Source organism: Cryobacterium serini (assembly GCF_004404025.1).
GTDB classification, from domain to species: Bacteria; Actinomycetota; Actinomycetes; order Actinomycetales; family Microbacteriaceae; genus Cryobacterium; species Cryobacterium serini.
Genome location: NZ_SOHN01000008.1, coordinates 298,472 through 316,360, shown reverse-complemented (window position 1 = coordinate 316,360; position 17,889 = coordinate 298,472). Strand labels below are relative to the sequence as shown.

Sequence of the window (17,889 nt, the reverse complement as noted above, 5' to 3'; positions counted from 1 at the left end):
TCAACGACCGGTCGACACCGTCACCGTGAACTTGGTGTTGCGGCCAACCTGGCGGGTCGAACCGACGATACGGGTGAGCATCGGACGGTAGCCGAGGTGGGTGTTCCACACGGTCCACAGTTCGCCGCCCGGTGCGAGCACGCGCGCCGCGTCGATGAAGAGTTTCTCAGCGAGGCCCGCATGCACCGACGCTCCAATATGAAACGGCGGGTTGAGCAGAATGAGATCGGCGGAGTCATCCGCTTGGCCGGATAGTCCATCGGCGCGCACCACAGTGACGCGATTGGCGAGCGCGTTGGCGTCAACGGTTGCGCGAGCGGATGCGACGGCCACGGCTGACTGATCCGTCGCGAGTACCTGCAGCAGCGGGCGCTGGGCAGCCAATGCCGCAGCGAGCACTCCGGTGCCGCAGCCCAGGTCGATGGCACGCTCGGCGTCGGGCTTCATCCGGTCGAGCACCTCGAGCAGCGCGCGGGTGCCGATGTCGATGCTGGTTCCGGCGAACACGCCACCGTGGCCGCGCACGGTGAGGTCGAAGTCGTCGTGCCGTTCGCTGTGCGGCCAGTCGGTCGTTAGAGCGGCCAGTGGCGAGGAGGCAATGAGAACCCGGGACTTCTGGCGGGCCGGGCGCACGTTGAGGGCGCCGAAGTGGCGGCGCAGCACCTCATTCATACTCACGGTCATGTGCTTGATGCGGCCGCCGGCAAAGACGATCACGTCTGGGGCGGCGTACCTGGCGATGACACCGGCGATCTCGTCGAGCGCGTCGAGGCTTTTCGGCAGCTGCAGCAGCACGACATGGGCGTCTCTTAGCAGTTCTTCGCCGAGCGGCAGTGAGCGGTAGGCCTCCGTCAGGTTGACGCCGGAGGCGTTACTGTCGAGCGCGTATTCGCCCGAGAGCGCGTCCTGGTACACGCGGATACCGCGGGCGTTGTGCAGGGCTGCGGCACCGAGCGTCAGGGCGCCGTATCGGTCCTCGAGCACGACGACGCCGCCGGAACGGTAGGCGGCGATCGCGCCGGCGGCCTCATCGAGAATGAGCCGGTCGCTCGCGTCGACGGCGAAGAGGTTCTCCGCCTCGATATCGGGGCGACGACGCAGCCGGTCAAAATCAAATTCGTTCACGTTCGGGGCGGCGCCTTTCAACTGCGTGCTCGCTGTGGTGCCGGCGGTAGTGTTCCGCGGCGCGGACTGGTCAAACGCGTCCAATTTGGACATGGTTCCCCCTGAGAGTAGTGCTGGTGCAACCAGTTCGTGCTGTGAAACAGAAACGTGAAGCTTGATACAGATAACTGACTATGGTCTGGGCTGCCGCCAGATGACAATCTGGTTGCTGCGCCTGGTGCGGGTGCCCGCCTTCATCGAAATAACGTCGCCGGCCGAGCCAGCCGCGAAAACGCGGCGGCCCGGTCGGTTCAGTAGTTCGTCGGCGAGCGTCGATTCCAACTCGCGCAGGCGATTTTCGAGCCCGCGCACATGATCCTCGAGTTCGAGGATACGACGAATGCCTTCCAGACTCACGCCTTCCGAGCCTAGTTCCGCAATTTCACGGAGCTTTGCCACGTCGAGCATGGAGTACCGTCGGCTCTTGCCGGGGGTGCGTTCCGGGCTGACGAGGCCCAGGCGATCGTATTGGCGCAGGGTTTGCGGGTGCATGCCCGCAAGCTCAGCGGCCGTGGAAATCACGAAAACCCGGGTGGTCTCGTCCATAATCAGCCCTTGGCCCGAGCGATCAGTTCATCGCGCGGGTTTTCCTTGGGCAGCGCCTCGGCGAACGCGGCGAGTTTCTCTTCCGCATCCTTCGACAGGTGCGAGGGCACAGCGACCTGCACGACGGCAAGCAGGTCGCCCGTACCCTTGGCCGTAGTGACGCCACGCCCCTTGACCCGCAGCACACGGCCACCGGGAGTACCGGGGGCTACGCGCAATTTGACCGGGCTGCCGCCGAGGGTGGGTACCTCGATCGTCGCGCCGAGGCTGGCCTCGACGAAAGTGACCGGTACGGTAACCCGCAGGTTGAGGCCGTCGCGCTCGAAAACCGGATGCTTGCGCACGGTGATCGTCAGCACGATATCGCCGGTTTCTCCGCCGTCCGGACTTGGCTGCCCCTTGCCACGCAGACGAATCTTCTGCCCATCGGCGACTCCGGCCGGAACCTTGACCTTGATCGGTCGCCCGTCCTGGGTTTGCAGGCTGATCTGATCGCCCTGCGTGGCGGTGATGAAGTCAATGGTCGTCGAGGCGATCACGTCGCGGCCGCGGGTGGGTGCGCCTGACCCGCGGTAGCCGCCGGTGGGGTTGCCGAAACCGCCCCCGCCTCCGCCACCTCTGCCGAACATACCCCCGAGGATATCGTCGAAACCGCCCTGCTCGAAGGTGTAACTCTGCTGACGGCTTCCGCCGCCGAACATGCCTCCGAAAGCATCCTCGAAGCCGCCACTCTGAGCCCGGCCGCCGGGCGCGGCGAACCGCGCCCCGCTGCCCATGGCCCGCACGGCGTCATACTCTTTGCGCTGGGCTGCATCGTTCAGCACCGAGTGCGCCTCGCTCAGTTCCTTGAACTTCGCCTCAGCGGCGGGGTTCCCCGGGTTGGAGTCCGGGTGGTACTTGCGAGCGAGCTTGCGGTACGCCTTCTTCAATTCGGCCGGCGTGACATCTTTCGATACCCCGAGAACCTTATAGAAGTCTTTGTCGAACCAGTCTTGGCTAGCCATCGCTCGGTACCTGAACGACGACCTTGGCCGCGCGCAACAGCGTGGAACCGAGGTAATACCCGGTCTCCGCGACGTCGCCGACGGTTTCGGTGTCGACGGCTGCACTGGGCTGCTGGAAGATCGCCTCGTGCATGGTCGGGTCGAAGGGGTCGCCGACCGCACCGAACGAGGTGAGTCCGAGACGCTCAACGCTCGAACGCAGCTTGGCCGCGATCGTCGCGAAGGCGGAGTCGGGCACGAGGTCGCCGTGCTTCTCCGCCCGGTAGATGTCGTCGAGTACCGGAATGAGTATCTTGACGATATCCCCGGTCACGCGCTCTTTTTCGATGGCACGGTTGGCTTCAGTGCGCCGACGGTAGTTGGCGTACTCGGCCGTCACTCGCTTGAGGTCGGCGAGGTGTTCACTCGTCGGCTCGGCAACTTCGCGTTCTGCCGCGTCCAGAATATCCTGAACGGTCAATTCGTCTTCTTCGATCCCGTCGGCCGAGGCCGGAGCCTGGCCGTCAGCAGCGGATGCCGCATCGGGCGCCGCTTCCGAAGGGACGCCCGCGCCGGCCGCGGCGGTGCCGTCATCGGGCACCCCCGCAGCGTCGTTGTCTGGATGTTTCTTGTCAGCCATGGTTGCGGCCTACTTCTTCTTGTCGTCTTCGTCGTCGTCAACAACCTCGGCGTCGACAACGTCTTCATCCTTGTTCTCCGCGGTGGGAGTCTCGTCGGTACCGGCTTCGTCGGCGCCGGCTGCGGCATCCGCCTGGCTGGACTTGTAGATGGCTTCGCCGAGCTTGCCCTGGCTTTCGTTGAGCTTGTCGAACGCGGTCTTCACCGCGTCGTCGTCGTCGCCGGCGAGAGCGGACTTGAGGGCGTCGACATCAGCCTGCACCTCATTCTTCACGTCTTCGGGGAGCTTGTCGACGTTGTCCTTGATCAGCTTCTCGATCGAGTAGGCGAGCTGCTCGGCCGTGTTGCGGGTCTCGGCGACTTCGCGCAGGCGCTTGTCTTCGGCGGCGTGCTCTTCACCCTCGCGCACCATGCGCTCGATGTCTTCCTTCGCGAGCGAGGATCCGCCCGTGATGGTCATCGACTGCTCGGTTCCGGTGCCCTTGTCCTTGGCGGACACGTGCACGATGCCGTTGGCGTCAATGTCGAAGGTGACCTCGACCTGCGGGATGCCGCGCGGTGCCGGCGCGATGCCGGTGAGCTCGAAGGTGCCGAGGTTCTTGTTGTCGCGGGTGAACTCGCGCTCGCCCTGGAAGACTTGGATCGCCACGGACGGCTGGTTGTCGTCGGCCGTGGTGAAGGTTTCGCTGCGCTTGGTGGGGATGGCCGTGTTGCGCTCGATCAAACGGGTCATGATGCCGCCCTTGGTCTCGATGCCGAGGCTCAGCGGGGTGACGTCGATGAGCAGAACGTCCTTGCGCTCGCCCTTCAGCACGCCGGCCTGCAGGGCTGCGCCAACGGCGACGACCTCGTCCGGGTTGACGCCCTTGTTCGGGTCCTTGCCGCCGGTCTCGCTCTTGACGAGCTCGTACACGGCGGGCATACGGGTGGAACCACCGACGAGAACGACATGGGCGATGTCGCCGACCTTGACGCCGGCTTCACGGATGACGTCCTGGAAAGGCTTCTTGGTGCGGTCGAGCAGGTCTTCGGTCATTTTCTCGAACTGGGCGCGGGTGAGCGTCTCGTCGAGGTTGGCCGGGCCGTTTTCGGTCAGCGACAGGTAGGGCAGCTGGATGCTCGTCGACATGCTCGAGGAGAGTTCCTTCTTGGCCTGCTCAGCGGCTTCCTTGAGGCGCTGCTTGGCAATCTTGTCCTTGGACACGTCAACGCCGGTGGTCTCCTTGAAGCGCTTGATCAGGTGATCAACGATGCGCTGGTCCCAGTCGTCGCCGCCGAGGCGGTTGTCGCCGGCGGTCGAACGCACCTGGATGGTAGAGAAGTCGTCGTCTTTGCCCACCTCGAGCAGCGACACGTCGAAGGTTCCGCCTCCGAGGTCGAAGACCAGGATGAGCTCGTCTTCCTTGCCCTTGTCGAGGCCGTAGGCCAGCGCGGCGGCGGTGGGCTCGTTGATGATGCGCAGCACGTTGAGTCCGGCGATCTCGCCGGCCTCCTTCGTAGCCTGACGCTCGGCGTCGTTGAAGTACGCGGGTACGGTCACGACGGCGTCGGTGACCTTTTCGCCCAGGTACTGTTCGGCGTCACGCTTGAGCTTGGCAAGAATACGAGCGGAGATCTCCTGCGGGGTGTACTTCTTGTCGTCAATGGCGACGTTCCAGTCGGTGCCCATGTGGCGCTTGACGCTGGAGATGGTGCGGTCGACGTTGGTGACGTTCTGACGCTTGGCGGTTTCTCCGACGAGAACCTCGCCGTCCTTGGTGAACGCGACCACCGAGGGGGTGGTGCGCAAGCCTTCAGCGTTGGCGATGACGGTGGGTTCTCCACCTTCGAGCACGGCCACCACAGAGTTGGTGGTTCCGAGGTCAATACCTACTGCACGAGCCATGTGGGTTGTTCTCCTTCATTCATGTGCGAAACGAACTACTAAGTAATCTCAAGACTTGAGCCTCGATGGCTCAAGTATTCCAGCGCCGTCGCATCCCTGTCAATTTCTGCGGCTGAAAGTTGAGTGTGAGTGACTCAACTTTAAGAAGCGGATGCGGCAACGCGGCGAATCCAGATGTTTACCACCGGGCAGTAGATTGTGGACATGACCGAGACAGTCGCCGTAGACGCGGGAACCGCTCCAACGCGCGGACGGGTGGTGGCCTGGGCGTTCTGGGACTGGGGGTCGGCGGCCTTCAACGCCGTCGTCACGACGTTCGTCTTCAGCGTCTACATCACCGGCTCGTCCTTTGGCGACGAAGACGTCGTCTCCGCGCAATTGGGCTGGGCACTGGCCATTGCCGGACTCCTGGTGGCGGTACTCGCCCCCATCACCGGGCAACGATCTGACACCTCGGGGCGGCGTAAATTCTGGCTGGGTGCCAACACCTTCGTGGTCGTCGGCCTCACCACGGCGATGTTCTTCGTCGAGGCCAGTCCCAGCTATCTGATGCTCGGGCTCGTTTTGCTCGCCGCGGGCAACGTTTTCTTCGAATTCGCGGGCGTCAATTACAACGCGATGCTCAGCCAGGTATCCACTCCCCGCAGCATCGGCAAGGTCAGCGGGTTCGGCTGGGGCATGGGCTACCTCGGCGGGATCGTGCTGCTCCTCATCGTCTACTTCGGCTTTATCGCTCCCGAGGTGGGACTATTTGGCGTGACCAGTGAGAACGGTCTGGCCGTGCGCGTCACCATGCTCGTTGCCGCGGCCTGGTTCGCGCTCTTCGCGCTGCCGGTGCTGCTGCAGGTGCCCGAATATCGGGCGCCCGCGGCCATGCGCCGCGAGAAGATCGGCTTCCTGCAGAGCTATGCCGTTCTCGCCCGCGACGTCAAGCGCCTCTGGAGCACCAGCCGTCCGACCGTCTACTTCCTGATGGCGAGTGCCGTTTTTCGTGACGGCCTGGCCGGCGTCTTCACTTTCGGTGGAGTGCTCGCGGCATCCGTTTTCGGATTCTCGCCGGGCGAGGTGATCATTTTCGCTATCGCCGCCAATGTGGTCGCCGGCATCGCCACCATGGCGGTCGGCGTGCTCGATGACCGTCTCGGTGCGAAACCGGTGATCGTGACCGCACTCGTCGGCCTGTTAGTGAGCGGGATGCTCGTGTTTCTGCTGCACGACGGCGGGCAGATCGTGTTCTGGACGGCGGGACTGACCCTGTGCCTGTTCGTCGGCCCGGCCCAATCGGCCAGTCGCACCTTTCTGGCGCGTCTCATTCCCCCCGGCCGCGAGGGCGAAGTCTTCGGGCTCTATGCGACGACCGGTCGCGCCGTCAGCTTTCTGGCCCCGACTGCCTTCGCGGTCTTCGTGTCGATCTTCGGCGCCACCTACTGGGGCATTCTCGGCATCATGCTCGTGCTGCTCCTGGGCCTGCTGCTGCTCATTCCCGTCTCGGCCAGACAGCAGCAGATCGCGTAGCCTGTGGAGCGCAACACAACACGACTTCGTACCGACAACAGCTTTTGAAGGAAGACACTGTGCTTCGTATTGGCCTCCTTGGCGCGTCAGGTATAGCCCCGGCAGCAATCATCCACCCGGCCGAGCGCCGAACCGACGTCACCGTTATGGCCGTGGCGTCACGCCGCCCGTCGGCGGCCGCCGACTATGCCTCCGTCCACAAAATCGAGCGTTTTTACGACGACTACCGCGCCTTATTGGCCGACCCCGACATCGATCTCGTGTACAACGCTCTGCCTCCTTCCGAACACGCCGAGTGGTCGATCGCGGCACTCGAAGCCGGCAAGGACGTGCTGTGCGAAAAGCCGTTCGCCATGAATGCCGCACAGGCCGAGCGTATGCTCGAATCGGCGCAGGCTACCGGCCACCGCCTGATCGAGGCCTTCCACGATCGCTACCATCCGCTAAGCCTCGAAATCGATGCCCTGATCGCGTCGGGCCGGCTCGGTGACATCGTGGCGCTGCGCGCAGACTTCTCGGTCGGCAACCCGTTCGAACCCCGCGGTATCCGCCACGTACCCGCCCTCGGCGGCGGGGCGCTGATGGACCTTGGCTGCTATCCCCTGCACTGGGTGCGCAGCTTGATGAACGAGGAACCCGCCATCGTGAGTGCAATCGCAACGACGAACCCACTCGGCGCCGACATGAGCATTGAGGCAGAGCTGCGCTTCCCGTCCGGCACCACAGCCCACGTCTCGGCAAGCATGGAAGCCGGCCCGAACGAGACGTCAACACTTGACATCGTCGGTTCTCGCGGCACCGCACACGTGGATAATCTCGTCTTCCCCTCCGCTGGCCACAGCATCAGTGAAACCGTCGATGGCATAACCCGGGTCAGCACCGTAGCCGGTCTCACCACCTACGACCACCAGCTGGATGCGATCGTCACCGCCCTGGCCCAGCACACTCCGATGCCCACAGAGGGTGCTGACTCGGTCAACAACATGATCGTCATCGATGCCATCTATGCCGCGGCCGGCATCAACCGACAGTTCAACTGAGTCGTCCCGGCCCGGTACATGCTGGCCCTGCAGCCGGGTCGGGATTTCGACGACAGATAGAATCTGCTTATGGCCGTCACCGATGAAGCGATTCTCAAGATCAAAGACATGATCTTGAGCGGTGAGATCAAACCCCGCGACAAACTCCCCCCGGAGAAAGAGTTGAGTGAGCGGCTCGGCCTTTCCCGCAGCTCACTGCGGGAGGCGGTCAAGGCGCTCGAAGTCATTCGTGTGCTCGACGTGCGGCGCGGTGACGGCACCTACGTCACCAGCCTGGAACCACGCCTCCTTCTTGAAGCGATGACGTTCATCACAGACCTGCACACCGATTCGTCCGTGCTGGAACTATTCGCAGTGCGGCGCATCCTGGAACCGGCCGCAGCAGCACTCGCCGCAGTGCGCATGAGCGCAGACGAGCTGGCCACACTGCGCGCCCTGCTCGAGCTGGTGAACGAGTCGACCGACGTCGAGGGGTTGGTGACGGCGGACATCCAATTTCACGGAGCCATCGCCGCGGCCTCCGGAAATGCCTACCTGGCCAGCCTGATCGATTCTCTATCGAGCCACACGATGCGCGCCCGGATCTGGCGTGGCCTCACCCAGGAGCACTCCGTCGAACGCACGCTTGCCGAACATGAAGCGATTGCCGACGCCCTTGAGGGCCACGATGCAGAGCTCGCACACGCCCTGACCATCGTGCATATCTCCGGTATTGAACAGTGGCTGCGTGACGCGCTGGTCGCGGCCTGACCGCACCTAGATCCGCGCTGCTCCGCGGGCGACGGCCGCCTCGAACTCAGCACTCGAGCGGTCGCTCACGTCGTGCTGCAGCACGGCCAGAATAACTGCCGGTGCCGCGGTGAAGTAGCGCACCCCCACCTCGGCGAGCGCCACGATGGCGTCCGGGGAGCGCAGGCTCGCGGCGAGAACGTCGGTGGCGGTGTCGGCCACCATGGTGGTCATAGTAGCTATTTCGGCGACGCCGTCGAGGCCGCTGTCCTGCATTCGGCCGAGATAGGGAGCGATGTAGCGCACACCCAGACTCGCCGCCATGAGGGCCTGGCTCGGCGAGTGGACGGCCGTGAGCAGAACCGTCGCCCCTTCCCCGTGCAGTGCGACGGCCGCAGCGAACCCGGCGCGCGTCGCCGGAACCTTGACGACGACTTTCGACCCGAGCGCCAGGATGCCCTCAGCATTGCGCAGAAGCGCCCGGGTATTCTCCCCCCAGGCTTGGAAGAACACTTCCTGCGCGCCTTCGGCCACCCAGCGCGCGTAGAGTTCGGGCGAATCCGCGGCACTGCGCTGGGCTCGTTCGAGAATCGTGGGGTTCGTTGTCACACCGTGCACCAGCCCGTCACGAAGCAATTCACTGACATCGGCTACCTGGGCGCTGTCAACATAAAAACGACGATCTCGACTCATCGAGGCTCTCTCCTTCGATCCGCCGATAAGCTCCGGCACTCGACACTAGCAACCAGGAATAGGGCCCTGTCGCCACCTGTCCGGTAATGTACTTACACGTCACATGGCGCACGCACCAGGAAAGGCACCAATGAGCCAGACAGAGTCGTCGGCACCCCGCACCGACGGAATCCTGATCGTGGGAAGTACCACGGCAGACCTCACGACCTTCTCCCACCGCCTCCCGTCCCCGGGCGAGACCATTTTGGGCGATGACTTCACGCTGGTGCTCGGCGGCAAGGGTGCCAACCAGGCCATCGCAGCCGCTCTCGCCGGCGGCTCGGCCTATATGGTCTCCTGCGTCGGCACCGATCTGTTCGCACCGATGCTCACGGATGGCCTGCAGCAGGCCGGAGTCAATATCGAACATGTCGCCCAGGTTCCGGGCCCAAGCGGAATCGCCCATATCCGCGTCGATGACTCCGGTGAGAATGACATCGTCATGGTTCCCCTGGCCAATGCCGCACTAAGCGCGGCGCAGATCGACGCCGCCTTTCTGGCCCGCGCCTCGTCGTCAAAGGTGCTCCTGACCCAGCTCGAAATCCCCTGGGCACTCACCCAGCACGCGATCCGCAGGGCACACGAGTGCGGGCTCATCGTAATCCTCGACCCGGCCCCCGCGACCCCGCTCGACGAAGCGATCTGGCCCCTGGTTGACATCGTCACGCCCAACGAGACGGAAGCCAGCCGACTCACCGGCATCGTCGTGAGCGACGCTGACTCCGCCACGGCCGCCGGCAGGTGGTTTACCGCGCGGGGAGCGGGCCACGCGTTGATCACCATGGCGTCGGCCGGCGCCATCCTGGTCTCAGAAACCGCGACCCAACATTTTCCCGCCATTCCGGTGGTAGCCGTCGACACGACAGCGGCCGGCGATGCCTTCGCCGGCTACCTCGGCGCGGCACTCGCACGCGGCGATGATTTAGCGGATGCCATCAGCCAGGCGATGGCCGCCGGCGCGCTCACCGTCACCCAGCGCGGCGCATCGCCGAGCCTTCCGCAGCGCGCCGCCGTGGAGGCGCTGCTCGACGTGTATGCCGGTGTGGCGCACTGACTCCGGATGTTCTCATGCCGACCCACAGAGAGTGACACGATGAACAAGCAACCGTCCCCGCTCGACTCCGTCGGGCCAGCCCGCAGCACCCATACGCCCCCAGATATCGACCGGCTCGCCGCGACACCCATGTACCACCAACTGAAGCGTCGAATCATCGACGACATCGCCAGCCAGGGGTTGCGAGCGGGCGATCTGCTCCCTGGCGAACACCGATTGTGTGAGAAATTCAATGTCTCCCGGACAGTAGTGCGGCAGGCGCTCTCCCAGCTGGAGAATCAGGGGATCATCGAACGGGTCAAAGGCAAAGGCACGTTTGTAGCGCACCAGAAGGTGCCGGAAAGCCTCGTGCACACGCTGACCGGGCTGTACGAAGAAGTAGCCGCCCGCGGCGGGCACGTTCTCAGCGAGGTTCGTCGGCAGGAGGTGATCCTGGCCGAAGACGATGTTGCAGAGTCCCTCGGTGTCCCTCCGCAGTCGCCGGTCGTCGTGATCGAGCGGCTGCGCTACGTCGATGACGAACCCTGGTCGTGGACGACGACGTACCTGCCGCACGACATCGGATTGCTGGTCCTGCACGAAGATCTGCGGGACAAGTCACTGTATGCGCTGCTGGCTACCCACGGAATCCGCGCAGTGCGTGGAGTCCGGTCTGCCGAAGCGGTATCCGCGAATCGGGCACAGGGAGCACTGCTCAAGGTCGGTTCCGGCCAGGCTTTGCTGGTACTGCGAAGCGTCAGCTACGACGAGCAGGAACAGCCAATGGAATACTTCATTGCGTATCATCGCGGAGACCGCAGTCGCTTCGAGTTCCAGTTGAGCGCCTCGTCCGCCACCCAGAGCACGGCTGCGCTACGCCATACTGGCACCGCCAGGCAAACGGCACCATAGCGAAAGAATTTTGCCTGTAATTACATGTCACCTGTAAGTACAGGTACTCTGGATCTGCAGCACCGCCGCTGCCCCGAGCCAGGAGACGACTTGTCTGATTACTCCGTACTGCCCGTTCCGCCCATGTCTATCCGCTTCGACCAAGCGGCTGGCACTCTGAGCCCCGCAGGTCCGGAACTTACTCGACGCATGTCCGACCTCGAAGGGCTGTTCCTCGATCAGAATGCGTGGCGGACCGCCGTCGCCGACGGCGACCCGATCGTTTATTCCGTCGTGTCGAGCCTGGTACCGGAAGCCGATCGCGAACTTCCGCAATCGATCACGACCATCCAGCCGGGCTCCACCGGTGGGGAATTCTGGATGACCAAGGGCCACCAGCATCCCAACCACCAGGGTGAAATCTATCTCGGAATTTCGGGACGCGGGGGGCTGCTCATGTTCGACGGGACGGATACCCGCTGGGTGGACATGACCCCTGGCACCATCGGTTATATCCCACCGGGCTGGGCGCACCGCAGCGTCAACGTCGGCGGTAAACCGTATTCGTTCCTCGCCGTCTACCCCGGCGGCGCCGGCCATGACTATGGCTGGGTGTTGGAATACGGCCTGGGCCAGCGAGTGTGGCGTCAGGATGACGGCGTGGCCTTCGGCGGCTACTTCGCGGAGGCCTCGTCATGATCATCTCCCACGACCTCGGCACCACCGGAAACAAGGCATCCCTGCACCGCGACGACGGACGACTCGTCGCCTCGGTGACCGCCAACTACGGCGCATTCTTCGCCGACGGCGGTATCGCGGAGCAAAACCCAGATGACTGGTGGAACGCGGTGGTGGAAGCCACCCGCGGGCTCCTGACCCGGTCCGGCGTCGACCCCTCCCAGGTGACCGGGCTCGTCGTTAGCGGCCAAATGATGGGTGCGGTGCTGTTGGATTCCGACTACCTGCCGGTGCGTCCCGCACTCATCTGGGCAGACACGCGCAGCACGAAACAGGCGCAACATTTGGAAAGCATCATCGGCCAGGACCGTGCATACTCCCTGCTCGGGCATCGGCTCAACCCCACCTACTCGCTGGAAAAAATCATGTGGGTGCGCGACAACGAACCCGACCAGTTTTCTCGCGTTCGCCACTTCTGCCTGGCCAAAGACTTCGTTGTGCACCGGCTCACTGGGCGCCTCGTCACCGATCGGTCCGACGCATCCGCCACGAACGCCTATGACCAGCAACGCGGCGAGTGGTCGTCCGAAATGCTCGCGGCTGCAGGCCTGGGCGCGCACCTCTTTCCTGAGATCCTCGATGCCACTGCCGTAGTGGGCACCTTGACTGACGATTCGGCGAGCGCGATCGGGCTGCCCCGAACGACCCGGGTTGTGCTCGGCGGCGGCGACGGCCCCATCGCCGCGGTCGGGGCAGGCATTGTCACCCCCGAAGACGGCGCCTACGTGTGCTTGGGCACCTCGTCGTGGATTTCCTTCACGAGCACGGCCCCCGTGCACGACCGGCTGCAGCGCACAATGACCTTCGATCACGTGATTCCCCATCACTACGTGCCCACCGCAACAATGCAGGCCGGCGGCGGCGCGATGGCCTGGGTGTCGGAACTGCTCGACCCGGCGCCCACGGGCGCGAGCCTGGCGGCCCTCGTCGCCGAAGCATCGACCGCATCAGCCGCATCAAGCGGTCTCTACTTTCTGCCATACCTGCTCGGTGAGCGTTCGCCGTACTGGAATCCGGATGCCGCGGGAGCGTTCATCGGAATCAACCGTCATCATGGGCGTGCCGAAATGACCCGGGCGGTGCTTGAGGGCGTGGCTTTCAACCTGCTCACCTGCGTGCAGGCCTTCCGGGAGGCCGGCGCGTCCATTGAACGCGTTGACGCGATCGGCGGCGGAGCGGCCAGCGACGTCTGGCTGCAGATCCTCGCGGATGTCTGGGGAATTCCCGTACGGCGCCGCACCATCGTCGAAGAGGCAAACAGCCTCGGTGCCGCGGTCACCGCGGCCGTCGGCCTCGGACTGGTCGATGATTTCAGTGCCGCGCGCGGTCTCTCCGAGGTATCGGCAGAATTCATCCCCGACCACGGCCGTCACAACGATTATCTCGACCGCCACGTCGTTTTCGTCGACGGCTATGAGCGCCTGGAACCGTGGTTCGCGACTCGGGCCGGCCGCTGATGGGTACCGTTCTAGTCACCAGTCGGTCCTTTTCCTCCGGCAGTATCGATGAGGTGGGCCGGCTCGCCGACGCCGGGCACACCGTCGTCACAGCTTCGCCGAGCCACGATATCGCCGAACTGCGCGCGCTCCTGCCCGACGCGGTCGGGTGGATCGCCGGGACGGGTGTGATCACCCGGCAACACCTCGACGCGGCGCCGCACCTGCGGGTGATTGCCCGCTACGGCGTCGGCGTGGAATCCGTGGATATTGCCGCGGCCGCCGAGCAGGGAATCGTCGTGACCAACACTCCCGGCGCCAACAGCGATGCGGTCGCCGATCACGCGGTCGGGCTGATGCTCGCCATTCTGCGCGGCACCACGGCGGGAGACCGTCGCGTTCGCGCCAACGACTGGTCCGTGCTGCGCGGGCGCGAACTCGGAGCCCTCTCCGTCGGAATCATTGGTTTCGGCCGGATCGGGCAGGGCGTCGCTCGGCGCCTCCGGGGCTTCGGCTCCCGCATTCTGGCGCACGACCCGTGGCTCGGCGATAACGCCGTCCATAAGGCAGGGGCCATCCCGCAGGGAATCCTCGCCATGGCGTCGGAATGCGATCTGGTCACCCTGCACAGTCCCGGCGGCGCCAGTATCATCACCAACGAGTGGCTCGCCCGCACCCGGCCCGGGATCGTCATCGTGAACACCGCCCGCGCGGAGCTCATCGATGAACCCGCTCTCGCCCAGGCATTGCGCGCGCAGTCCGTCGGCGGATTCGCCGCCGACACCCTCGCCGGCGATGCCCGCGGCCTGTCGTCCCCGCTGCTGGCAGCCGACCTGGCGGACCGGGTGATCGTGACCCCGCATTTCGGCGCGCAAACCGTGCAGGCAGTCGACAACATGGGTTCGATGGCCGTCGACAACCTGCTCGCCGTTCTTGCGGGTGACCCCCCGGCCAATCCCGTCTCAACGAAAGCGTGACCATGACGAATCCCCTGACCCGACTCCAGAACACTCGCGTGCTGGCTGTTGTGCGCGCCCCCTCCGCCGCCAGCGCACTGCGGGCAGCGGATGCCCTGGTGTCGGGCGGCATCACCGGGCTCGAGATCACCTATTCCACGCCCGACGCACCAGCCGTCATCCGCGAGCTGTCCGCACGCTACGGCGACGATATCTATCTAGGCGCCGGAACCGTGACGACGAGCGATGAAGCGATGCGTGCGGCAGCGGCAGGGGCGCAGTTTCTGGTCAGCCCCGGCACGCGGCGGGCACTTACCACTGCGATGAAGGCCACCGGGCTGCTCGTCATCACCGGCGCACTCACCCCGAGTGAACTGATGGCTGCGGTGGAATACGGCACCGACGTTGTCAAGATCTTTCCCGCCTCCCTGGGCGGGCCGGCTTTTCTCAAGTCGCTTCGCGGTCCGTTTCCCCATGTTCCGCTCATGCCCACCGGCGGTGTCACGCCGGACAATATCGGTGCCTGGTTCGATGCGGGTGCGATCGCTGTCGGCGTTGGTGGCGATCTGGTCTCCGCGGTCGATCTGGCGACCGAGAATTATGGCAACATCGAACGTCTGGCGGCCCGGTTCATCTCTGCCGGCGTGCACCCGCACACGACGGAGGTCGGGGCATGAACGGCTATATGGGCTTCGTCGGTGTGAGCACCGCGCAGTCGTCGATCATGTCAATCTTTCCGGTGTGGGCCCGGATCCTCGACCTGCCTACCCGAACCCTGATCGGCCATGACCTCCCCGTTGGGGCGACCGCGCAGCAGTATGTGCAGCTTGTCGAACAGATTCGCGACGACCCGAATCATCTGGGCGCCCTCGTCACCACCCACAAGATGGGCCTGTATTCGGCAACCCACGACCTGTTCGACGAACTCGACGAGTTCAGCATCCTCTGCGGAGAGCTGTCGAGCATCTCCAAACGTGGAAGGCGACTGATCGGCCACGCCAAAGACCCGTTGACCGCGGGGCTGGCGGCTCGCGAATTCCTGCCCGACGATCACTTCGCGCGCACCGCCGGCCAGGTCGTCTGCCTGGGCGCCGGCGGCGCCGGCGCCGCACTTACCTGGTATCTGGCCGAGCGAACAGACGTCCCAGAGTTGATCGTCGTGACTGACACCGCTCAGAGCCGACTCGATCACCTCAGGGGTGTGCATGAGCGCCGCGGAACACCCGCTGGCCTCATCCGCTACGTTCTGGTGGACGACGACCAGGTCACCCGCGACGTAGTCGCTTCCGCTCCGGCGCACAGCCTGATCGTCAATGCGAGCGGCCTGGGCAAGGACCGCCCAGGAAGCCCCCTGCCCTCCGAAACACCGTTTCCGTCAGCCGCCTACGTGTGGGAATTCAATTACCGCGGCACCCTGGAGTTTCTCGCGCAGGCACGTACGCAAGCGGATGCAGCGCAACTGACGATCGTTGACGGCTGGCGTTATTTCATCCACGGCTGGTCGCAGGTCATCGCCGAGGTCTTCGACATCGAACTCACCGAAGATCTGGTTACTGCGCTGTCCGAGGCGGCGTTGATCGCGCGATGAACCTGATTCGCAGTGTGCTCGGCGATGTAGACCCGTCCGGGCTCGGCCGGGTCAACTATCATGAGCACCTGTTTCAGGTCAGCCCTTTGCTCGTCGGTGATGAGTTGCGCGATGAATCGGCATCAACAACCGAAGCTCAGCTTCTGCGCACGAGCGGGTTCGACGCCATGATTGACGCGACCCCGATTGGGCTCGGCCGCGACCCGGAAGCGGTGGCTAGAATCAGTCAGTCCACCGGGCTGACCGTGATCGCCACCACCGGCGCGCACCGCGACGCGCACTATTCGCCCGATCACTGGCTGCGCCGGTTGGATGCCCGTCGTCGCGCCGACCTGTTCCTCACCGACCTGCGTGAGGGCATGCCCCGCCTCGACCATCACCAGGCACGGGCGCAGACGCCGGCCGGCGACCCCGTACGTGCCGGTGTGCTGAAGGCGGGCATCGACTACTGGTCGATCTCCGCCTTTGAACGCGAGACTCTCGTGGCCGTTGCCATCGCCCACGCAGCGACCGGCGCTCCGATCATGGTGCACCTTGAATACTGCACGGCGGCCCACGAAGTGCTTGACCTTCTCCTGACGCTCGGCGTTCAGCCGAGCGGGGTGGTGTTGGCTCACGCCGATCGCGATCCAAACCCGGCCTTGCACCTGGAACTCGTGGCGAGGGGGGCCTGGCTCGGCTACGACGGCATCGCCCGGCCGCGCACCCGAAGCGATGCCGAATTGCTCGACCTCACCGAAGCCGTCATCGTTGGCGGGGGCCTGCAACACATTCTCATCGGCGGCGATGTGGCGAGGCGCAGCCGATACATTGCCTATGGCGGAATGCCGGGACTGGCCTATCTCGGCACCCGCTATCTGCCGGCGCTGCGCGCCAGAATCGGTCAGGGGCCAGTAGACACGATCCTGCGTGAAAACGCGGCACGGTTTCTCACCTGGACGCCAGGTCAATCCGGCCGTCTTCTGTCCTCCCAACCAGACGAGCCGAGCGTCGGCCAGGATCAGTAAAGTGGAGACGCTCCACGAAAGGACCTCCATGGCCACGATTTACGACGTCGCCGCGCTTGCCGGAGTCTCCCCGGCGACCGTGTCCCGGGTCTTCAACGGCATCACGGTCTCGGCCGAACGCAGCGAGCGGGTTCGTGCGGCGGCCGAGCAGCTGTCCTTCACTCCCAACCGGACCGCCCGCACGCTGCGCAAGCAATCGTCCGAGGTCATCGCCCTGATCATTCCGGACATTGAAAACCCGTTTTTCACGGCGTTGGCGCGCGGCGTCGAAGACGTGGCCCAGGCATCCGGGTACTCGGTGGTGCTGTGCAATACCGACGAGGACGCCGAGAAGGAAGCACGCTATCTCGACGTCGTCGTGTCGGAGAATATGGCGGGCATCATCCTTGCCGCGGCGAGCGACCTCGTGGATTTGACCGACCTGACCCGGCGCGGACGACCTGTCGTCGCCGTTGACCGCAGCCTGCCCGATGTGGATACCGTGACCGTCGATAATGTCGCGGGCGGACGCGATGCCACTCGGGCTCTGGTCGAACAGGGCTTCCGACGGATTGCCTGCATCACCGGACCGCGCGGGCGCACCACCGCCGAGGGCCGCGCCGATGGATGGCGAGAGGTGCTGATGACCACTTCCACGGTGCACGCAGACTTAGATCGCTACCTGCGCCATGCCGATTTTCGGGTCGAGGGTGGTCACGCGGCAATGGTCGATCTGCTGAATCTTCCGGAACCCCCGGATGCCGTGTTTGTCGCCAACAACCTCATGGCGGTCGGCGCCCTCCGAGCGCTGATCGAGCACGACCTCACCCCCCCGCTCGTCGGCATGGCCAGTTTTGGCGATTTGCCGTTCGCGACGCTGTCGCCGCGTGGCGTCACCGTGATCCGGCTTCCGGCACGCCTGCTCGGTGAAGCAGCCGCCCAACTGCTGATCGAGCGCCTGCATGGCGACGACCGACCTCGTCAAGCGATCAGGCTCGGCAACTCGGCCTGAATCTGGCACCGCTCTG

At 64.7% G+C, this 17,889-nt stretch carries 18 protein-coding genes; 12 read left to right on the top strand and 6 right to left on the bottom strand.

Going from position 1 to position 17,889, the window contains the following annotated elements; translation table 11 throughout:
* The 5 genes from E3T51_RS04830 to dnaK all read right to left on the bottom strand — a co-directional run bounded on the left by E3T51_RS04830 (position 1) and on the right by dnaK (position 5,217).
* Positions 1-1,125 carry a class I SAM-dependent methyltransferase gene (locus E3T51_RS04830; RefSeq protein WP_241989189.1) on the bottom strand — a complete coding sequence of 375 codons (1,125 nt, stop codon included), beginning with the start codon at positions 1,123-1,125 and terminating at the stop codon, positions 1-3.
* 171 nt (positions 1,126-1,296) lie between these two features.
* Positions 1,297-1,710 carry a heat shock protein transcriptional repressor HspR gene (locus E3T51_RS04825; RefSeq protein WP_104191711.1) on the bottom strand — a complete coding sequence of 138 codons (414 nt, stop codon included), beginning with the start codon at positions 1,708-1,710 and terminating at the stop codon, positions 1,297-1,299.
* Between the two features lie 2 nt (positions 1,711-1,712).
* Positions 1,713-2,714, bottom strand: a complete 1,002-nt coding sequence (locus E3T51_RS04820; protein ID WP_134528183.1) for a DnaJ C-terminal domain-containing protein — start codon at positions 2,712-2,714, stop codon at positions 1,713-1,715.
* The gene (locus E3T51_RS04815; protein WP_104191713.1) at positions 2,707-3,333 is read right to left on the bottom strand and encodes a nucleotide exchange factor GrpE; all 627 of its coding nucleotides are present in this window, start codon (positions 3,331-3,333) and stop codon (positions 2,707-2,709) included. The genes E3T51_RS04820 and E3T51_RS04815 overlap by 8 nt, the downstream gene beginning before the upstream one ends.
* A 9-nt stretch (positions 3,334-3,342) precedes the next feature.
* Complete coding sequence (dnaK, locus tag E3T51_RS04810; protein ID WP_134528180.1) at positions 3,343-5,217, bottom strand: molecular chaperone DnaK; 1,875 nt, start codon at positions 5,215-5,217, stop codon at positions 3,343-3,345.
* Positions 5,218-5,421: 204 nt separating this feature from the next.
* On the opposite strand from dnaK, the gene E3T51_RS04805 reads away from it, so the two are divergent.
* From E3T51_RS04805 to E3T51_RS04795, 3 genes are all read left to right on the top strand, one after another.
* Positions 5,422-6,732: an MFS transporter gene (locus E3T51_RS04805; protein WP_134528177.1), complete on the top strand. Its 1,311-nt coding sequence runs from the start codon at positions 5,422-5,424 to the stop codon at positions 6,730-6,732.
* A 59-nt stretch (positions 6,733-6,791) separates the two neighbouring features.
* A complete protein-coding gene (locus E3T51_RS04800) occupies positions 6,792-7,772 on the top strand; it encodes a Gfo/Idh/MocA family protein (protein WP_134528174.1) in 981 nt (326 codons plus the stop codon).
* 69 nt (positions 7,773-7,841) lie between these two features.
* Entirely contained in the window at positions 7,842-8,522 is a 681-nt protein-coding gene (locus tag E3T51_RS04795; protein WP_104191717.1) for a FadR/GntR family transcriptional regulator, read from the top strand.
* Positions 8,523-8,528: 6 nt separating this feature from the next.
* On the opposite strand, the gene E3T51_RS04790 is transcribed toward E3T51_RS04795, so the two are convergent.
* The gene (locus E3T51_RS04790) at positions 8,529-9,194 is read right to left on the bottom strand and encodes a transaldolase family protein (protein ID WP_134528171.1); all 666 of its coding nucleotides are present in this window, start codon (positions 9,192-9,194) and stop codon (positions 8,529-8,531) included.
* 130 nt (positions 9,195-9,324) lie between these two features.
* Between E3T51_RS04790 and E3T51_RS04785 the strand changes: the two genes are divergently transcribed.
* The 9 genes from E3T51_RS04785 (at position 9,325) to E3T51_RS04745 (ending at position 17,873) form a co-directional block, all read left to right on the top strand.
* Complete coding sequence (locus tag E3T51_RS04785) at positions 9,325-10,287, top strand: ribokinase (RefSeq protein ID WP_134528167.1); 963 nt, start codon at positions 9,325-9,327, stop codon at positions 10,285-10,287.
* Between the two features lie 39 nt (positions 10,288-10,326).
* Entirely contained in the window at positions 10,327-11,178 is an 852-nt protein-coding gene (locus E3T51_RS04780; RefSeq protein ID WP_134528165.1) for a GntR family transcriptional regulator, read from the top strand.
* A 90-nt stretch (positions 11,179-11,268) separates the two neighbouring features.
* A complete protein-coding gene (locus tag E3T51_RS04775) occupies positions 11,269-11,856 on the top strand; it encodes a glucose-6-phosphate isomerase family protein (RefSeq protein ID WP_241989175.1) in 588 nt (195 codons plus the stop codon).
* Positions 11,853-13,352, top strand: coding sequence for a xylulokinase (xylB, locus tag E3T51_RS04770; RefSeq protein ID WP_134528160.1), 1,500 nt, complete (start codon positions 11,853-11,855; stop codon positions 13,350-13,352). Before E3T51_RS04775 ends, xylB begins: the two co-directional genes overlap by 4 nt.
* Complete coding sequence (locus E3T51_RS04765; protein ID WP_134528157.1) at positions 13,325-14,308, top strand: NAD(P)-dependent oxidoreductase; 984 nt, start codon at positions 13,325-13,327, stop codon at positions 14,306-14,308. Before xylB ends, E3T51_RS04765 begins: the two co-directional genes overlap by 28 nt.
* A 2-nt stretch (positions 14,309-14,310) precedes the next feature.
* Entirely contained in the window at positions 14,311-14,964 is a 654-nt protein-coding gene (locus E3T51_RS04760) for a bifunctional 4-hydroxy-2-oxoglutarate aldolase/2-dehydro-3-deoxy-phosphogluconate aldolase (RefSeq protein WP_134528154.1), read from the top strand.
* Positions 14,961-15,875 carry a shikimate dehydrogenase gene (locus tag E3T51_RS04755; RefSeq protein WP_134528151.1) on the top strand — a complete coding sequence of 305 codons (915 nt, stop codon included), beginning with the start codon at positions 14,961-14,963 and terminating at the stop codon, positions 15,873-15,875. The genes E3T51_RS04760 and E3T51_RS04755 overlap by 4 nt, the downstream gene beginning before the upstream one ends.
* The gene (locus tag E3T51_RS04750; protein ID WP_134528148.1) at positions 15,872-16,882 is read left to right on the top strand and encodes a phosphotriesterase family protein; all 1,011 of its coding nucleotides are present in this window, start codon (positions 15,872-15,874) and stop codon (positions 16,880-16,882) included. Before E3T51_RS04755 ends, E3T51_RS04750 begins: the two co-directional genes overlap by 4 nt.
* Before the next feature lie 28 nt (positions 16,883-16,910).
* Entirely contained in the window at positions 16,911-17,873 is a 963-nt protein-coding gene (locus E3T51_RS04745; protein WP_134528146.1) for a LacI family DNA-binding transcriptional regulator, read from the top strand.
* The last annotated feature ends 16 nt before the right edge of the window (positions 17,874-17,889 follow it).

Coding starts and splice junctions, on each gene's coding strand:
- E3T51_RS04825 (WP_104191711.1), bottom strand. CDS start 1,710: ATGGACGAGACCACCCGGGTTTTCGTGATTTCCACGGCCGCTGAGCTT.
- E3T51_RS04820 (WP_134528183.1), bottom strand. CDS start 2,714: ATGGCTAGCCAAGACTGGTTCGACAAAGACTTCTATAAGGTTCTCGGG.
- E3T51_RS04815 (WP_104191713.1), bottom strand. CDS start 3,333: ATGGCTGACAAGAAACATCCAGACAACGACGCTGCGGGGGTGCCCGAT.
- dnaK (WP_134528180.1), bottom strand. CDS start 5,217: ATGGCTCGTGCAGTAGGTATTGACCTCGGAACCACCAACTCTGTGGTG.
- E3T51_RS04805 (WP_134528177.1), top strand. CDS start 5,422: ATGACCGAGACAGTCGCCGTAGACGCGGGAACCGCTCCAACGCGCGGA.
- E3T51_RS04795 (WP_104191717.1), top strand. CDS start 7,842: ATGGCCGTCACCGATGAAGCGATTCTCAAGATCAAAGACATGATCTTG.
- E3T51_RS04790 (WP_134528171.1), bottom strand. CDS start 9,194: ATGAGTCGAGATCGTCGTTTTTATGTTGACAGCGCCCAGGTAGCCGAT.
- E3T51_RS04785 (WP_134528167.1), top strand. CDS start 9,325: ATGAGCCAGACAGAGTCGTCGGCACCCCGCACCGACGGAATCCTGATC.
- E3T51_RS04780 (WP_134528165.1), top strand. CDS start 10,327: ATGAACAAGCAACCGTCCCCGCTCGACTCCGTCGGGCCAGCCCGCAGC.
- xylB (WP_134528160.1), top strand. CDS start 11,853: ATGATCATCTCCCACGACCTCGGCACCACCGGAAACAAGGCATCCCTG.
- E3T51_RS04760 (WP_134528154.1), top strand. CDS start 14,311: ATGACGAATCCCCTGACCCGACTCCAGAACACTCGCGTGCTGGCTGTT.
- E3T51_RS04755 (WP_134528151.1), top strand. CDS start 14,961: ATGAACGGCTATATGGGCTTCGTCGGTGTGAGCACCGCGCAGTCGTCG.
- E3T51_RS04750 (WP_134528148.1), top strand. CDS start 15,872: ATGAACCTGATTCGCAGTGTGCTCGGCGATGTAGACCCGTCCGGGCTC.
- E3T51_RS04745 (WP_134528146.1), top strand. CDS start 16,911: ATGGCCACGATTTACGACGTCGCCGCGCTTGCCGGAGTCTCCCCGGCG.